Consider the following 16,879-nt stretch of genomic DNA (forward strand, 5'->3'; position numbering starts at 1 on the left):
GCCCTTACAAAGCTTCTGGTAGATGCTGCGTAGCGTTTTTCATATGTGACATCAACGTTTATTCTCGTAAACGCTTCCCTCCTACCTCGAACGGCTGTAATCGCCCATTAAAAGGGTAGATGGTACTATTTACTGGACTAATTAATCTGTTGACAATGAATGGGTTGTGCTACTATCAACTGCCGCTGAAAATCGTTCATTTAGACCTCCGATTGCAATCGGGGCTGTCCCGAATATGAAAGGGGGATGAAGATTTTTTATTCCCTTTCCAACCGACTGTACTGAAACATTCAATCCGAACAAAAGCCGCGCCAGCCGAACCTGAACGTGGCTTTTAAATTCAACTTAATTGACCCATGCATTCACCCGCTTAGCATAAACAAGCAAGCCCGACCTACATGGCCGGGCTTGCTTGACGAACTGAATTTTATCTACTTCTTGAGCAGCTTTAGCGTTTGACTTTGCAAAGAGCTACTGACCCGCAGTAAATAGACACCCGCCGATGGGCCCACCCGTAGCGTAAACCGCTCCACACTGCCCGCCTGCTCAACGCCCTGCTCATCGATGCGGTAGCCTTGTTCGCTCACTACTTGCACCCGCAAGGATTGGCCAGCTCCGCCCCGCACTTCTACGTCCACCATCTCGCCCACCACCGGGTTACCCAGCACCCGCACTTGTAGCTCAGACACTGGCTCAGCCCCAAGCCGCGCCCCGCTGCCATTGGTGCAGGCTGCCAGCCAGTTGTAGGCAAAGCTAACCTCGCCCGCCGTGCCCTGTTGGGTCGCCTTCAAGGTGATGGTCGGGTTGTCGGTGTACAAGCGTAACGTGTACGGCCCCGGGGCCGTCGTGGGTGACAACTCGTTGACCACTGAGAAACTAATTGGCTGACCATTCGCCCCTGCGTACTGCGGATTGAAGGTCAGGTTGATTTGATTACCAACCGGTTGGCAACTCAGCGTCGTTACGCCTGTGATGGCGAAGGGGGCCGTGCTGGTCATCGAAGCCGCCGGACTCACCGTGAAGCTGAAGCTGGTAGCCACCGACAAACTGCCCGGATCAGTGGCCCTCACCGTTACCGTGCTGACGCCGGATGCGCTGGGCGTACCGCTGATCGTGCTGCCCGACAGACTCAAACCCGCTGGCAGACCCGTGGCCGAGTAGCTCAGGTTGTTGGGCGTTTCGGCATCGCTGAATGAGGAAGCCACGTTCAGACTGAAGCCCTGGTTAACCGTCCCGCTCTGGTTAGCAATGCCCGTCGTGGTGGGGGGCGTGTTGTTGGGCGTTACCATGCTCAGACTGTTGCAGGCCGCCAGCCAGTTGTAGGAGAAACTGGCCTCACCCGCCGTGCCGCTTTGCGTGGCCTTGAGGAGGATGACCGGGTTGTCCGCATACAGACTCAGCGAGTAGGGGCCCGGGGCCGTGGTGGGCGACAACTCGTTGACCACCTGGAAGCTGATATTCTGCCCGTTCAGACCTGCGTAGCGGGGGTTGAAGTTGACATTGATGCGGTTGGCCACCGGGGTGCAGTCCAGCGTCGTTACGCCTGTGATGGCGAAGGGGGCCGTGCTGGTCATCGAAGCCGCCGGACTCACCGTAAAGGTGAAGCTGGTGGCCACCGACAAACTGCCCGGATCAGTGGCCCTCACCGTTACCGTGCTGACGCCGGATGCGCTGGGCGTACCGCTGATCGTGCTGCCCGACAGACTCAAACCCGCTGGCAGACCCGTGGCCGAGTAGCTCAGGTTGTTGGGCGTCTCAGCGTCGCTGAACGAGGAAGCCACGTTCAGACTGAAGCCCTGGTTAACCGTCCCGCTCTGGTTAGCAATGCCCGTCGTGGTGGGGGGCGTGTTGTTGGGCGTTACCATGCTCAGACTGTTGCAGGCCGCCAGCCAGTTGTAGGAGAAAGTGGCCTCCCCCGTCGTGCCGCTTTGCGTGGCTTTGAGGAGGATGACCGGATTGTCCGCATACAGACTCAGCGAGTAGGGGCCCGGGGCCGTGGTGGGCGACAACTCATTGACCACCTGGAAGCTAATCGGTTGCCCGTTCAGTCCTGCGTAGCGGGGGTTGAAGTTGACATTGATGCGGTTAGCCACCGGGGTGCAATCCAGCGTCGTTACGCCTGTGATGGCGAAGGGGGCTGTGCTGGTCATTGAGGCTGGACTTACCGTGAAGGTAAAGCTGGTGCTCACCGACAAACTGCCCGGATCCGTCGCCGTCACCGTTACACTCGACACGCCCGACATACTGGGCGTACCGCTGATGGTGCTGCCCGATAAGCTCAGGCCAGCGGGCAGACCCGTGGCCGAGTAGCTCAGGGTGTTGGGCGTTTCGGCGTCGCTGAATGAGGAGGCCACGTTCAAGCTAAAGGCCTGATTGACGGTAGCCGTCTGGTTAGCGATGCCGGTTGTCGTCGGTGGGGTATTGGTAGGAGCGGGTTCACTCACCGTCACACTCACCGTACCCGTACTCGTCTGGCTGGTGGGCGAAGTAGCATCAGTGACCAAGACGGTAAAGGTTTGCACCCCTGCACTCAGGCCCGAGACACTGGCCGTGTTGCCGCTGGGGGTGATCGTACCCGGCCCGCTGAAGACGTAGCTGTAAGGTGTGGTACCCCCCGAGACTGTAGCCGACAGACTCGTGCTGCCTGTTGTCAAGATCATTATCGGGTTAGCGGTCAGGGTGAGTGCCAGCGGAGTCACTACCACCGGAGCCGGACTCACCGTGATGGTAAAGGTCGTACTGGCCGACAGACTGCCCGGGTCAGTCGCCATCACTGTCACACTCGATACGCCCGAGGTCGACGGCGTACCCGAGATGATGCGCGTGGCCGGATCGAAGACCAAGCCGTTGGCGGGCACAATGCTGGCCGAGTAGGTGAGACCGTTGGGTGTCTCACTGTCAGTGAAGGCGTTGACTGTGTAGGAGAAAGCCGTTCCCACCGTAGCCGTCTGGTTGGCGTTAGCCGTCGCCACGGGAGGGGTGTTGGCCGCCGTTGTCGTCACGCTCACGCTACTCGCCGGGCTCACGCAACTGTTGAGTGTGCAGGTGCCCGTGTAGGTCAAGGTGCCCGGCTGGCTGGTCATCGCCACGATGTTGCCCGTGCCGCTACTGCCGTCCTGACCGCTCCAGTTGACGGTCCCCCCGATGCAGTTACTAAACTGGAAGGTGACCGTACCTGTGTTCTGGCCCACCGTCACGCGCTGCACACCACCTTGGTACGGCTGGCCGTATTGGGTGAAAAAGTCCGGGGCCGCCAGGGTGTTGTTGGTCTCCAGGCTGGTGGTCTGGGTGGCTGTGCAGCCGCCCGCTGAGGTGACCGTCACCGAGTAAACACCGGCTGCGTTGGCCACGGCCGTGCCCGAGGTGGGGTCCTGGGAAACCAGTCCCGGACCCGAAAAGGCATAACGCTGGCCCCCACCGGCGGTGAGCGTGACACTGGTCTGGGCGCAACTCAGGGTGGTCGATGGCGTGGCCGATAGGGTGGCCAGGGGGGCGGTGTTATCTTGACTCACCGTGGTCTGGGCCACCGCTGAACAGCCGTTGGTTGAAGTGACCGTTACCGAATACACCCCCGCCGTACTCACCGTAGCCGTGGAACCATTACCGATTTGGCTGGCCCCGCTGCTAAATTGATACGTGCTGCCCCCTGAAGCGGTCAAGGTTGCGCTGGGCATCGAGCAGGAGATGGGTCCATTGTTGGTCAAGCTGGCCGTGGGCACATTCACATCGCCCTCTACCGTCGTGGAAGCCATAGCCGAACAGCCATTAGTTGCTACGACCGTTACCGAGTAGATACCCGCGCTGCTCACTGTAGCCGTGTTGCCACTGCCAATCTGAGTGGCCCCGGCACTGAACCGGTACGTGCTTCCCCCACTGGCGGTCAGCGTGACCGTTGTAGTCGAACACGAGATAGGCCCGTTGTTGGTTAGGCTGGCCGTGGGTACACTTTGGTCGCCTACCACTGTTGTGGAGGCCGTGGCCGAACAGCCGTTGCCGTTGGTGACAGTCACGGAGTAAGTCCCCTCCGTGTTGACTGTAGCCGTATTGCCCCCGTTCACCTGAGTAGCTCCAAGGCTGAACTGATAGATACTTCCTCCGTTAGCGATTAGTGTCACCGTACTCATGGTGCAGCTTAGTGGACCATTGTTGGTCAGACTGACCATTGGCGCACTCTGGTCCCCCGTTACGGTGGTGCTGGCCGTGGCCGTGCAACCAGTAGCCGAAGTGACCGTCACCGAATATAACCCCGCCGTGCTCACACTGGCCGTATTACTGTCTTCGAACTGGGTGCCCCCCGAACTGAAACGATAGGTGCCCCCGCCCGAAGCGGTTAGCGTCACGCTGGTGGTAGTACAGGAGAGCGGACCGTTGTTAGACAAGCCCGCCACCGGCAAGGCATTTACCGTCACACTCGTTACCGCGGTGGTTAGCTGCCCGTCACTGGCATTCACGGTTAGGGTAAAATTCTGAGGGCCCGACCCAACTGCCGACAGCATTTGACTGAAAGCCGCATTGCTGCTGGTGCCCACAACGGCATTACTACCGTTGCCCACCGTGAAGCTATAGCTGCCACTGAGGTTGGCCACCGTGGCGGTGAACGTTACCGGACTACCCACACACACCGACGAAGGGCTGGCCCCAAATCCCATGATAGTGGACGTCGGCGTGTAAGTGATGGCGAACTGGGGGGCGGCCGTGTTGGCGTTACCGGCCGCGTCCTGGGCCACGTTGGTAGGCACGTCCACGGTGACCGCCCCGTTAGCCATGGGGGTCACGGTAAAGGTGTAGGTGGTGCCGCTACCCGAAAGGCCAGACACCGTGCCATTGCTAACGGTGAGATCACCCGCCACAAAGCCCGTCACGGCTTCCGAAAAGGTGACCATGAAAGGAATCGGGCTGGTAGCCGTCGAGCCACCGGTAGCACCCGCCGTCGAGCTGATGGCCACTGAGGGGCGCGTCTGGTCCACCGTGAAGGTGATGGTGGCACTGTTTGCACTCACGCTCGCACCGGAGCTCTGGGCCGTGGCGTAAACCTGGTAGGTGCCCTCCGGTAGGGGCAGCGAACCAGCGCTGAATGTGCCGTCAGCCGTAGCCGTAAACGACTGAGGCGGGAGCGCGCTGCCGTTCTGGCTCAAGTAAAGCACTAGCGCACTGTTGGCCGGCGCCGTGCCGCTGATGGTTACGTCCGTGTTGGTGAAGCTATTGTTGGCCGGGGTCGTGATAACGGGGCCCGCCGTGCTGGGCTGGCTGCCAATGGTCAGCGAGTAAGCACGCGACCCGCTGTAGGGCCCCGCACCGGTCGAAGCGTCGGTAGCCGTCACCGTGAAGTTGAACGTGCCGCTGGCCGTGGGCGTGCCCGCCAGCACGCCGCCCGACGTCAGCGTGAGGCCGGCCGGCAGCGCCCCGCTCGTCACGGCAAACGTGTAGGGAGCCGTACCGCCCGAAGCCGTGAGGGTTTGGCTGTAGGCCGCCGCCGCCGTGCCGGATGGTACGGTAGTCGGGGACACCGCGATAACGGGCGCCGAGGTCAGCAAATAGGTATTCGAGGCCGTGTTGAAGTTACCGGCCAGATCCTGGTTCGAGTTGTTGAACACAAACACCGAGGTCACCGTGCCGGGCGTGTTCGGTGTCACGTTGAAGGTGTAGACCGAGCTGCCGGAAGCGCCGATAAAGCCGCTCACCGTGCCGTTGGTCACCGAGAGGTCCCCCGCTACGAAGCCCGACACGCCTTCCGAGAAGGTGGCCGTGAACGCGAAGGGCGCCGCCACGTTGGTGCTGCCGCTGGCCCCGCTCGACGAGGTGAGAACCACCGTCGGGCGCGTCGTGTCAACCGTGAAGGTGTTGGTGTTTGAGTTGGCGCTCACCGACGAGCCCGCGGCCTGGGCCGTGGCGTACACCGTAAACACGCCGTCCGGCAAGGCCGCCGGCCCGAAGCTGAACGAACCGTCGGCCTGGGCCGTGACGCTAAAGGGTGACCCGCTGACGGCGGTGCCCCCCTGCGCGACGTACAGCAACACCTGGCTGTTGGCCGGGGCCGTGCCGGTGAAGGTGATGTTCGGGTCAAGGGTCCGGCTGTTGTTGGTTGGCGCGGTCACCACCGGCGCGGCTGTCGCCACCGTCGCCGCCGGCTGGGTGATGGTGAAGGTGCGCGCGAGCGTGCAGCCGTTGGCGTCGGTCACGGTCACGGTGTAGGTGCCCGCGTTCAGGTTGGAGGCCGTGGCCATGGTGCTCACGTTCGGGCTCCAGGAGTAGGTGTAGCCGGAGGTGCCGCCGCTCACGCTGATGGTCGCCGAGCCGTCGTTCCCGCCGTTGGTGGTGACGTTGGTCTGCGAAGTTGACGCGGTCAGGGCCGAGGGCTGCGTCACGGTGTAGGTGCGCGAGGCCGTGCAGCCGTTCGCGTCAGTGATGGTGACGGTGTAGGTGCCCGCGGCCAGGCCGGTGCGGTCTTCGGTGGTGATGCCGCTGCCCCAGCTGAAGGTGTAGGGACTCGTGCCGCCGCTGGGCGTCAGGTTAATGGCCCCGTTGCTGCCGCTGAAGCAGCTCACGTTCGTTACCACCGTGGTGCCGTTGAGGGCCGAGGCCGGCTGGCTGATGGTGGCACTGCGCGAAGCCGTGCAGCCGTTGGCGTCGGTCACGGTCACGGTGTAGGTACCCGCGCTCAAGCCGCTCACGCTGCGGGTGCCGTCGCCTGTAGGCGTGCCCGGCGTCCAGTCGTAGGTGTAGCCGCCTACTCCGCCGGTGGGTAAGTTGATGCTCGCCGCCCCGGTAGCGCCGCCAAAACAGGCGATGTTCGTCTGCGAAGCGGGCGTAACCGCCACCCCCGATGGCTGCGTCACGGTGAAGCTGCGGGTGATGCTGGTACTGGTGGCGTCGGTGATGGTCACCGAGTAAGTGCTGGCGGTTAGGCCGGTGCGGTCCTCGGTGGTGACGCCGCCGCCCCAGCTGAAGCTGTAAGGGGCCGTGCCGCCGCTGGGCGTCAGGTTGATGGCCCCGTTGCTGCCCCCGAAGCAGGCCACATTTGTTATCACGCCCGAGACATTCAGCGCCGCGGGTGTAGTGAAGCTCACCACACTGCCATAGCTCGTGCCAGCGCTATTGATGGCGTAGGCCCGCACGGAGTAGGTGGTAGCGGGTGTGAGGCCCGACACCGTACCTGAAAAGGCGGTGCCGACCACGATGCCGCTGGTAGCCACCAGCGCTTTGGTATCGCCGGTGGTGGGGATGCCTGCGCCCACCACGTATACCACGCCGCGTTCCGTGAGGGTGCCCCCGCCGTCAGCCGTCACGTTGCCGCCCAGCACCGCGCTGGTGGTCGTGATGTTGCTGGCAGCGGCGGTAGTGACCGTCGGAAAGGCCGTCCCCGTCACCACAATCCGGTCAAAGACCAGCTCCTCCTGCCCGTCGTTGTTCACTTCTATCATGAAGTCCACTGCGGCCCCGGTCACGCTGGCGGGCAGGGTGAAGTCAATGTTTTGCAGGGTCGTGGTCAGGAGGGTGCCGGTCGGGTCGGCCACGCCGTTCAGGTCGGCATCCCGCCGTATGTTTCCAGAGTTATTATTAGCAGGCCCGTCCCCGAAGAAAGCCCCAAACTGCACCCAGCTGCCCCCGTTGACGCGGTAAAAGAATTTTACGTAGTCGTCGATTTCCCACTGCAAGACGACGGGCGGAGCGTCGCCGGTACCTACGCCTAGCCGCACGTTAAAATGCAGGTTGCCGTAGTTGTTGGTATTCACCGGGGCCAGCACCAGCGTGCCAATGTCAACCGCGCTGGGGTTGGAGAGACTGGACGTACCCTCTCCGTACCAGTACCCCGTGCCGCTGACGTTGCCGAAGGTAGTCGGCGAGCAGGCATACTGATTCGTTGTGACCCGTGCGAAGGCGAAGCAGGGGGCGGCAAGGGCAAAGGAGTTGGAGGCGTAGCGCGTGCCTTCGCCGTTGGTTTCAAAATCCTCGGTGTACGGCAGCGCAGCTGGCGCATTGAGCAGGGCGATGAAATCGATGCTGCGCGACTGGGTATTGGACGTGTTGGTGCCGTCCGAAACGAGGAACGTGACCAGGCGGGTGCCTCCGGTAGCATTCACCAGTTCTATGTTCTGGTACTGCACCGAGCGCAGGGCCGCCTGGTAAGCCGCCTTTGAAGCTAAGCCCGAAAGGGTGATGGCACCCGTGCCGGAGCCAGAGCCGGTGATGCCGTTCTGATTGGTGAACAGCAACTGGTCCTGCCCCGACACGAAACCGGTCGAGATGCTCACCGTGGCCCCGCTCAGGTTGGGGCTGTCGGTGTCCGAAACCGTCAGCGCGCTACTGATAATGATAGGGGACGCCTGGCCCTCGGTATAGGTCAGGTTGGTGGGCTCGATGGCGGCCAGCACGGGGGGTGCCGTCGCGCTCGCCGTGCCGACTACGCGGATGTTGTCGAACGCAAATTCCTCGGTGCCGCCAATCTGGTCCACTTCCACCATCACCTCCAGCGTCGTGCCGCTACCGGTCACGTTGAAGGTGAAGTCCTGCATCGCAAACCCCACAATGGGTGCCGACGTGTTGTCGGACGAAGCGCCGTTGAGGTTGAGGTCCTGCCGCAGGTTGCCCATTGCCTGCCCCGTGGTCACGTTGTCGCCCACAAACTGGCCAATGGTGACAAAAGCCCCGCTGCCGTTGAAGCGGGCTTTTACGCGGATAAAATCGGTGGATTCCCAGTTCGGAACTGCCAGCGGCGAGCCGGGGCCGCGCGTGTCGGCCATCAGCACCTTCACTTGCAGGGCGGTGTAGCCCGTCACGGTCACCGGGTTCAGCGTCACGGTTTGCGACGGCCGGTCGGGGGTTGCCACGGTTTGGCCGCGGGCTCCTTCGCTGGCCCAGAAGAAGGTACCGTTCGCCCCGGTCGGGTTGCACGGCGCTGCGGTGGTGCCAAAGGTCTGATTGCCGGCGGTACTCTGAACCGGGTTGTCTTCGCGCAGAAAGTACTGCGCCCGCGACGACTGTGGCACATCGCGCAGGTCAAAGGTGGTAGAGGTGTAGCGACTGCCCTCGCCGCTGGTTTCGAAGCTCTCCTGCTGAAGCGTCGTTTGGGCGTAGGCAGCAGCCATTCCCAGCCAGCTGCCAAGAAAAAAGAGTAAAGCGGTTAGTTTCATAGCGTCTTGGGGTTAAGAAAAGAGTGAATATTGGGTCGCTAGGCTGGCGCAGAGCAGCAGCAACAGCAGGCTGAGAGTCCGCAGTCCAAACCGGTTGAAAGAAGGTAAAGAAAGCGTCATAAGGAAATGAATTAAATGGTAACGTAAAAAAGAAGACCTGCCGCATGGGTGGTTGTCGAGTTGAGGCATTAACCACCAGGTCAGGAAGCTTCTCGGGGTTGTTTAATGCCCATGCAAGTTTAGCCCAAGGCCTTCAGACCGATGTGCACATTTCACCCAAACAGGTATTGATTGGCTTACTTGTTGCTAAAAGTATACAATAGTTGCTAAAAGTATACAATAACAGTCAGTTTGTTCTACTTCTGGCAGATAGTAAATCTTGGATCTGATGATGTTTTCAGCAAGGGTAACAACTCTGCCCATGTCGGTATACCACTTTACAGGCGGAACGATCAGGTTGAGCGGCCCCTTGGCGAATAAGCGCTGACCCGTTTGTTCTATGCCGGCATCCAGTAGCCGTCTTCCACTAAAAAAAGGCACAGGGTTTACCCAGCCACCGTACTCCTATACTGGAGTGCCGTTGAGTGCTACCGATCAACTCGGCTCTTCGCTCCACGCCTACCCACTCACCAACCGTTCATTTAAACGTCCGAATCATTTTCGGACAAGAGAGTACCAGAATTTTATACATGATTGCAGGGGTTAATTGGCCGGGGCACCGGACCCGGAATGCCGGTACGATCAAAGGGCACAATCGGCGTTCGACAGGTCTTCGATTAGTTGGGGCAAATCGCTGCTGCCATCATCGTAGAGCGTCAGCAGCGGTACGGCCGGGGTGAAGGCCCGCAAGCGGGTAACCCGGCTACTGGTTAACGTTTCGGTCCGGTCGTTGTACTTGGGGATCGTCACCAGGAGATCGACCGGATGCGCGGCTAAGTAGGCATCAATGCCCCGTTTGGCGTTGGGAAACTGCATTTGAACCAGGTTCGGTGTAATAGGTCTTAGAAATTGCAGGATGTGGGCTTCCCGCTCCCGGTGAATGACGTCCTTGCTGGGCGTGTTGATGCTCAGCAGGGTGAGAGTTGCCCCTTTGAGCGTCACTAACTCTTTGAGGGGACCAAGTAATTTGCTGTTCTTCAACCGGGCGAAATCAGCCGCCAGCACGACCTGATGAACCGGCCGGGGGCGGGCATACCCCGGCACCACCAACACGTTGGCCCTGAGCTGACGAACCAAGTCGATGGCGCTGTTGCCAAATAACTCGTCGGTTTCGTCCGGTTGAGGACCGATGATCACAAAATCGTACACCTCCGCGTTGACCGCCTGCCCGACTACATCGAGCGCTTTTCCTGGCCAGGCCGACGAGCGGAAGGTATGCCAGTCGTTGGTTGCCTCCCGGCGCAACCCGGTTACGGCATCGTGAAGCTGATCGGCATAACTCATGCGGGTCGTTGGGGCGACGGTAGCTGGGCTATCCGGGTCATAAGCTTCCAATGACTCGGCACAAAACAGGTGAAAGTCGACAACCGAATCGCTGAAGAAAGAGCGGGCAAACTGGAGTGCGTTATGGGAAGCCTCCGAAAAGTCGGTCAGCAGGAGAATCTTTTTCATACAGAATCGGGGGCAGTTAAAAGGGTAATGAGAGGATCAGACAGCGGCCAGCACGGGTAGGGTAGCCAAACGGGCCGCTTCCCGCGTTTTAATTAGAGCAGAAACGTGCGGAGCCGACTAGGCGGCTTATGCAACAGCATAATCAGGTCGGCTTTGTGTTTGGTTAGGTAGTCCAGTATCGTGGTCAGGTCGTTGCCGGGTAGAAAACGGTTGCGTATTCATGGTTTCAGGTTTTAAACAACACTAATTTCTTGCTCTTGCTGGTACTGCTGCTGCCCGTCGGACCAGTGCAGCAGTGCCCGCCATATCCCCCGGCTCAGTTGGGCGGTCGATATGACCCGCCGGGGTCGTTTGTTGGCGGTGATGGGTATCCGCACGTCCTCGCCCGTTGACGCAGCAGTAAAGGTCACTTCCCCTTTTCTGAAAGACATGGGCAATACGAAGATTAACAGATGGGCGGTTGGTTCAAAGGTCATGGTTATAAGAGGATGGGAGTGCAATGACACTACAAAAGTGGTCCATATGGGTGAGACGACGCATGACGCCCGTCAGGCGGAACGCTGATAGAATTCAGGTCGGAGACTGAAGCGTATCCCGGGTGGCTGGTAAATTCTATTGATTCAATCTAAAGCCAGAGGATGGTGGCTTTGGCCGAGTACTTCGCCCACAATCATGCGGTTCTCGTGTTTGTAGAGCTGGTAGAAAGCCCCACCCATGAGCAACGTCGCCGGGAAAGCAGCACCCAGCCCGGGTGGGGCAATAACCACGCAGAAAATAAAGCCGAAGAAGCAACCCTCCCCAAACCAGAATTCTTTCGCGAACATCGATACCGCTATGAAGACCTGCTCGACGACAATACTCAGCACAAGTGGCTGAATGATCGTGTCGAAAGGGCCGAGAATAAACCGGCTGTAAAGAAGAATGGCGTAGTCCGCGTAGGTTTGGTAGGACCAGGGCGTATCAAGCAGTGCTCGGGTGTTGACAATGGCCGCTACGGCGAGAACGAGGGAAAACACAAATTGGGTGACGGTCGGCCAGCGGTAACTGCCAATGACCTGCACTAAAGAGAATCCTTAGGTTACCACGTAGGCAATGGCAGCAAAGTAGTCGGGCGTTTTCAGGATTGATAAGCGGGATGTATGTCTGGCAATTCTACTGTCTCACTGCGGCCCGTTTTGCTGACTATCCGAATTCGGTATACCACCATAGGCTCTGGGGCCGTAACGTCGGTATCGTCGGCCGCAACTAGTTTCAGGGGGGCCACCCGACCCGGTCCAAGCTGCTGCTCGGCGTTCAGTCGCTCGTCGCCCTGCAACTCTTCATACACACCCTGCACCACTACGCTTTGCCAGCAGGAAGGGCTGCGTAGTTCATCGACCTCAAAGCAAACAGTCGGATTCTTCCGCATCAACCGGGTTTTGGTACCCTCACGGATTTGGCCGTAAATGGCCTGCCCGTCGTAGAGATAGGTGACAGGCAGCACCAGTACCTGCCCATCGGCGGCACAGCAAAGGCGACCATAAAGCTGACTGCTCAGTAGATAATCCGTCACTTCGGGCGATAAGTCATGTAGCATAGCTAATAGCAGGGTTAGGTGTTGGGCCAAAAGTAAAGGTGGTCCGGCTCACATGCCCGGAGTTGCGTCAGTCGAATGGCTGATTTTGCTCACCTGATCGAAATCAGTTCCGTAGGTAGCCAGTGTCATTCAACCAGTCGGTTTGAACCGATTACTTTGCCGGGTCATTAAAACAATGCTGCGCATGAAAACCATCCTGGTCCCCACCGACCTTAGCCCGCTGACCGACATAGCCTTGTCGGTAGCTGTCAGCCTGGCCCGGCAAAATCAGGCTGAAATCCTCTTGATGCACTCGGTCGTATACCCACTTCCTGAGCCTATTTATGCTGAGGCACTGACCACCACAACCGAGCGAACGTTATCGATTTACGAAGACATTGAGCAGGATGCCCATAGCATTCTGCAGCGCTTTGCCAACAATCCGGCTTACGCCGGTGTCGCTATCACCCCGACGCTGATCAGGAACGGGCAGGGACTGGTTCATACCATCACGGACCGGTCCGCTGATCTGATTGTTATGGCCTCGAAGGGGGCGTCTGGTCTAGAGGAGTGGCTGGTCGGCTCTACTGCCGAAGCCATTGTCCGTTACGCGCACTGCCCGGTGTTGGTCGTCAAGAATCCCCTTGTGCGTTTCCAACCCGAAAATATCGTCTGTGCTATAGATGTCGACGATCGGTTGATGCAGATGCAGCGCTACCCGTTTCAGATGGGCGAACAAGGCCTGCACCAGTTCCTGTTCGTGACAACCCCCTCCGACAACCGCGACCCGGCGGGGGTCCGGGACTGGGTGAATGAGTTTGCCCGCGCTAAGGGTATAAACAAATTCGATTTTATCATACGTCCGGCCCAAACCGTTCCCGAGGGCATCATTCGCTACGCTGATGATGTGGAGGCTGACCTGGTCCTGCTGTTTACCCACGGCCGTAAGGGATTACCTCATCTACTTTTGGGCAGCGTAGCGGAAGATGTCTTAAATCATGCCCGGATGCCCGTGCTTATTATGCGGCTGTGAGCACCAACGGCTTCGTTCATGCCCGTTCCCGGTAAAATAAGCCAGTTGGTGTAACGTAAAACAAAACGAATCCGCTACGAAGTCGGTAAATTAGGCCAACTACTTTTGTTGTTGACCCCCTGGCGGACGGTAGCGTAAGGAGTTCGGTAGTTTCCGGATGAACGCAGTCCGATCAGCCAACGGGCTTTACACTGAATTTATCGGTGATGAAAAGCCCCTCCGCCAATGCCTACCGTCATATGAAAGCCCTGTGGCGTATACCGAGTTGGCAACAACGTGGTTGTGCCGCCCCGATCACCGTGCCACTTCGCCGAGGCCGTTGTCAGTCGATAGCCCGCCGGTGCGCTCAGCATCGGCGCAAACGAAGTGGGGACAACATTCCACTTGCCAATCAACCAGTCGAAGCTCAGTCCAATGTCGGTCGCGAACCCATCGAGCACGCGGGTCAAGCTCAACTGCTTTATCAGGGCCACCACATCATCGCCATAGCCCTCGATGCTCCAGTCGGTCCGGTTTCGTCCTGACTGACCTTGTCCGGGCAGATCCAGCGTCACGACCTGGTAACTTGGACTGAAATAGCTGACCTGCTCTGCCCAATACGTCTGGTCAATATATGACCCATGAACAAATAGCAGTGTGACCGCCTCAGGATCGACTGGTATACTTCCCGAAACGTGGTAATCAATCGCTACAGCGTGGTGTTGAAATTGGCTCATTGGGGTGGTTTGTTTCAGCGCTTCTCCCGCAAAGGCCGAAAGAAATTCCGTAAGTCTTCGGCCAGTAATTCAGGTTCTTCCAGCGCGGCAAAGTGGCCTCCGCTCGGCATTTCGACCCAATGTTGAAGATCATAAAACCGCTCGGCAAATTCGCGGGGGGCCGGTACAATGTCTTGGGGAAAAATGGACACGCCGGTCGGTACATTGATTTTACCGGGTTTTGGCGGTGACTTCTCGTCTTCGTCGAAATACGGCATAAATGAAGAGTGAACCGTTTCCGTAGCCCAATAGAGCATAATATTGGTCAGCAGTTCGTCCTTCGTGAAGCGGCTTTCTACGTTACCCCCGCAATCGCTCCACGACTGGAATTTTTCCAGCATCCAGGCTGCCAGTCCCGTTGGCGAGTCGTTCAGGCCATAGGCGAGGGTTTGCGGTTTAGTGGCCTGAATCAGGGCATAAGCTCCTTCCTGCATCTGCCACTGCTGACCCGTTTCGAGGTACTTTTTTTCAACTTCCGAGAGGTCGTCGGGTGATATGGCGAACAGGTGCCAATACGGTACGTCGAGGAGGTGAATACCTGTTAGCGAATCGGCGTGGTTCATTGCCAGGGCTTCGGTGATGCCACTGCCCACGTCGCCCCCGTGCGCGGCAAAGCGCGGATACCCCAGTTGGGTCATCAGTTTATGCAGCAGATTAGCCGTCCAGTCGTTATAATTCCCTGTTTTTGAGAGCTTATCCGAAAAACCGTAGCCCGGCAAACTCGGCACGACCACATCAAAAGCATCCTCGGCCCGTCCGCCGTGCGCTGCCGGGTCGGTTAGCAAGGGAATCAGTTTGTAGAACCGATAAAACGAGTCGGGCCAACCGTGACTCAGCAAGAGTGGCATCGGGTTGTCGCCCTTACCGCGCTCGTGAATAAGGTGCAGCCCAAATCCGTCCACGTCGGCGCGGAAATGGGCAAACTGGTTTAGCATGGACTCCTGCTTCCGCCAGTCGAAACCGTGCTGCCAGTACTGAACCAATTCCCTGAGATAGGCTGGATTTGTGCCGAGTTCCCAATTGGCTCCGGCCACCTCGTCGGGCCAGCGGGTGTTGGCCAATCGCGCCTGCAAGTCATCGAGCGTTTGCTGGGGGACGTTGATCTGAAATGCTTTCATACGTTGAGTTGACTTAGGGTCTTGATACTGAATTACCAGAACCAAATTGATTAAATAGGCATACTTACTTCTGTTCCCATTTTCGAGACAAGACTAAGTCAATGCCAACTCGCCATTTTGCAACGGAGATGCCTGTCCCCCTCGCGCAATTCACAGTTTGAGTTTTCCATAACTGTTCGCATAGATTTTGTCTTTCTTGGGGTGAGTAAACTTCAATGCTGACCATGTGGTGTTTACACTCAGATTTTTACTTTCAACAAGTCCGTACACGTAGCCTATCTCAATAACTTTTGTCAGCGTGAGATCAGTTTCGTTCTGTCTTGCCTTCGGCCAGGACACCCACAGCATACCCGTTTGCTTTAAATGATCTTTCAATGCTGGAAATTTCTCATGAAGCTCTGTCTGACTATTGGCGAAAAGGTGAATGTAATCAAAATCGCCACTGAGGTTTATTTCAAGATCAATAGTTGGCAGTTCGATCGCGTCAATTGCCTCTGTGGGTGCATTGATGAATACGGCACGAACACCTTCTTTAATGCCCATTTTTGCTGACACGGATTTCGCCATAGTTACACTTCTTTAGTTGTCTCTCAAACGTCAAGGTAATGTGGGTTGTACAACCCTGTGTGAGTAGCATACGATTGTCCAACGAGCTACAGCCTCCTGTCGGTTAAAATAGCATTTGGGGTTTCAACCAAAATAGAAATCACTAAAGCACCAAGAGCTACAATGTGAAGATAAGCACGGGCAGCATGGGTGTATTCCCACTGATTACGCAATGAAGTCCAGTCTATAGGTAAGGTTTCAGGTGTCATCACACTCATTTTTGCGTTCACTGGTGCTATCTATATCCAGAAGGAGGCATGTACTGCAACCATACAAATGGCACCCAAAATTGTCCAGCTAATGGCTGATTTACGATGCCGTACAAGAAACACAAGTAAGATGCTGGTAACAACCGCACCGACCTCAAAGATTGCGCCTACGCTGCCAAAAGCTGGCGGGTAAAGCGTCTGTAATAGTTTTAGCCAAAATGGTCCCTCATAAGTCATTTTTGCGGGCATTTCGAGCAAATGACACATGGCTGGCCCCATACTAAGACCGACAAATAGTACAGTTAAAAAACGTCCTGTTTTGATTAACATGGTCTGTAAATTCAACGGGTGAAAAAAACAGCCTATTACGGCTTCGCGTTGATAACAGGCTGATCTAGTGCCCAGAGCCACGTTACGTCAGATTGCCGCCGGGCGACCTCTGCCGTTACGTTGCCATTTTTGAGACGTGACGAAGTCAATGCCAACTCGCCATTTTGCAACGTAGGTGCCTGTATCCCTCGCGTAAACTGAGGTCGGGTTGTGAGCAGTTCAGCATAAAAACGACGGATTGCTTCCGTTCCAATAATGACTTTTCCGTCTCCGCAAGCGAGTACCGCATTGGATTCATACAGATCGGCAAGCCCGTCAATGTTACCCTCGTTTGCTCTTTGGACGAAGAATTTTGGCAAATCATCAGGACTAAAAGCAGATTCATGGCTTACTGGATTTTCCATATTTACTGGATTTGGTCAGCCGATGGTTCCGTTCGGTCGGCCTGATAATGAACTTCCACAACTCCTGCACTAAACGTTCTCGTGGTCAGCAGTTTAAGTTTATTCTTGTCCGTACCCTCTTTAAACA

11 protein-coding genes are annotated in these 16,879 nt (G+C 57.6%); 1 reads left to right on the top strand and 10 read right to left on the bottom strand.

Going from position 1 to position 16,879, the window contains the following annotated elements; translation table 11 throughout:
* Window positions 1-431: 431 nt before the first annotated feature.
* From ACYVHB_RS24305 to ACYVHB_RS24325, 5 genes are all read right to left on the bottom strand, one after another.
* A complete protein-coding gene (locus tag ACYVHB_RS24305; protein WP_461054410.1) occupies window positions 432-9,131 on the bottom strand; it encodes a putative Ig domain-containing protein in 8,700 nt (2,899 codons plus the stop codon).
* A gap of 741 nt (window positions 9,132-9,872) precedes the next feature.
* Complete coding sequence (locus ACYVHB_RS24310; protein WP_461054411.1) at window positions 9,873-10,742, bottom strand: universal stress protein; 870 nt, start codon at window positions 10,740-10,742, stop codon at window positions 9,873-9,875.
* A gap of 233 nt (window positions 10,743-10,975) precedes the next feature.
* On the bottom strand, window positions 10,976-11,218 hold the full coding sequence (locus tag ACYVHB_RS24315) for a hypothetical protein (protein WP_461054412.1): 243 nt from the start codon (window positions 11,216-11,218) through the stop codon (window positions 10,976-10,978).
* A 144-nt stretch (window positions 11,219-11,362) separates the two neighbouring features.
* Complete coding sequence (locus ACYVHB_RS24320) at window positions 11,363-11,758, bottom strand: hypothetical protein (RefSeq protein ID WP_461054413.1); 396 nt, start codon at window positions 11,756-11,758, stop codon at window positions 11,363-11,365.
* 101 nt (window positions 11,759-11,859) lie between these two features.
* Window positions 11,860-12,318 carry a pyridoxamine 5'-phosphate oxidase family protein gene (locus tag ACYVHB_RS24325; protein ID WP_461054414.1) on the bottom strand — a complete coding sequence of 153 codons (459 nt, stop codon included), beginning with the start codon at window positions 12,316-12,318 and terminating at the stop codon, window positions 11,860-11,862.
* A 184-nt stretch (window positions 12,319-12,502) separates the two neighbouring features.
* Between ACYVHB_RS24325 and ACYVHB_RS24330 the strand changes: the two genes are divergently transcribed.
* Entirely contained in the window at window positions 12,503-13,330 is an 828-nt protein-coding gene (locus ACYVHB_RS24330; RefSeq protein WP_461054415.1) for a universal stress protein, read from the top strand.
* Between the two features lie 197 nt (window positions 13,331-13,527).
* Here ACYVHB_RS24330 and ACYVHB_RS24335 read toward each other — a convergent pair whose 3' ends face one another.
* The 5 genes from ACYVHB_RS24335 to ACYVHB_RS24355 form a co-directional block, all read right to left on the bottom strand.
* Window positions 13,528-14,046 carry an alpha/beta fold hydrolase gene (locus ACYVHB_RS24335; protein ID WP_461054416.1) on the bottom strand — a complete coding sequence of 173 codons (519 nt, stop codon included), beginning with the start codon at window positions 14,044-14,046 and terminating at the stop codon, window positions 13,528-13,530.
* A 14-nt stretch (window positions 14,047-14,060) separates the two neighbouring features.
* A complete protein-coding gene (locus tag ACYVHB_RS24340) occupies window positions 14,061-15,203 on the bottom strand; it encodes an epoxide hydrolase family protein (RefSeq protein ID WP_461054417.1) in 1,143 nt (380 codons plus the stop codon).
* Window positions 15,204-15,353: 150 nt separating this feature from the next.
* A complete protein-coding gene (locus tag ACYVHB_RS24345; protein ID WP_461054418.1) occupies window positions 15,354-15,770 on the bottom strand; it encodes a hypothetical protein in 417 nt (138 codons plus the stop codon).
* A gap of 86 nt (window positions 15,771-15,856) precedes the next feature.
* Window positions 15,857-16,018, bottom strand: coding sequence for a hypothetical protein (locus tag ACYVHB_RS24350; RefSeq protein ID WP_461054419.1), 162 nt, complete (start codon window positions 16,016-16,018; stop codon window positions 15,857-15,859).
* Window positions 16,019-16,383: 365 nt separating this feature from the next.
* Window positions 16,384-16,752, bottom strand: a complete 369-nt coding sequence (locus ACYVHB_RS24355; RefSeq protein ID WP_461054420.1) for a YybH family protein — start codon at window positions 16,750-16,752, stop codon at window positions 16,384-16,386.
* Between the last annotated feature and the right edge of the window lie 127 nt (window positions 16,753-16,879).

The sequence above is a fragment of the Spirosoma arcticum genome (genome assembly GCF_054779955.1).

Coding starts and splice junctions, on each gene's coding strand:
- ACYVHB_RS24305 (WP_461054410.1), bottom strand. CDS start 9,131: ATGAAACTAACCGCTTTACTCTTTTTTCTTGGCAGCTGGCTGGGAATG.
- ACYVHB_RS24310 (WP_461054411.1), bottom strand. CDS start 10,742: ATGAAAAAGATTCTCCTGCTGACCGACTTTTCGGAGGCTTCCCATAAC.
- ACYVHB_RS24315 (WP_461054412.1), bottom strand. CDS start 11,218: ATGACCTTTGAACCAACCGCCCATCTGTTAATCTTCGTATTGCCCATG.
- ACYVHB_RS24325 (WP_461054414.1), bottom strand. CDS start 12,318: ATGCTACATGACTTATCGCCCGAAGTGACGGATTATCTACTGAGCAGT.
- ACYVHB_RS24330 (WP_461054415.1), top strand. CDS start 12,503: ATGAAAACCATCCTGGTCCCCACCGACCTTAGCCCGCTGACCGACATA.
- ACYVHB_RS24335 (WP_461054416.1), bottom strand. CDS start 14,046: ATGAGCCAATTTCAACACCACGCTGTAGCGATTGATTACCACGTTTCG.
- ACYVHB_RS24340 (WP_461054417.1), bottom strand. CDS start 15,203: ATGAAAGCATTTCAGATCAACGTCCCCCAGCAAACGCTCGATGACTTG.
- ACYVHB_RS24345 (WP_461054418.1), bottom strand. CDS start 15,770: ATGGCGAAATCCGTGTCAGCAAAAATGGGCATTAAAGAAGGTGTTCGT.
- ACYVHB_RS24350 (WP_461054419.1), bottom strand. CDS start 16,018: ATGACACCTGAAACCTTACCTATAGACTGGACTTCATTGCGTAATCAG.
- ACYVHB_RS24355 (WP_461054420.1), bottom strand. CDS start 16,752: ATGGAAAATCCAGTAAGCCATGAATCTGCTTTTAGTCCTGATGATTTG.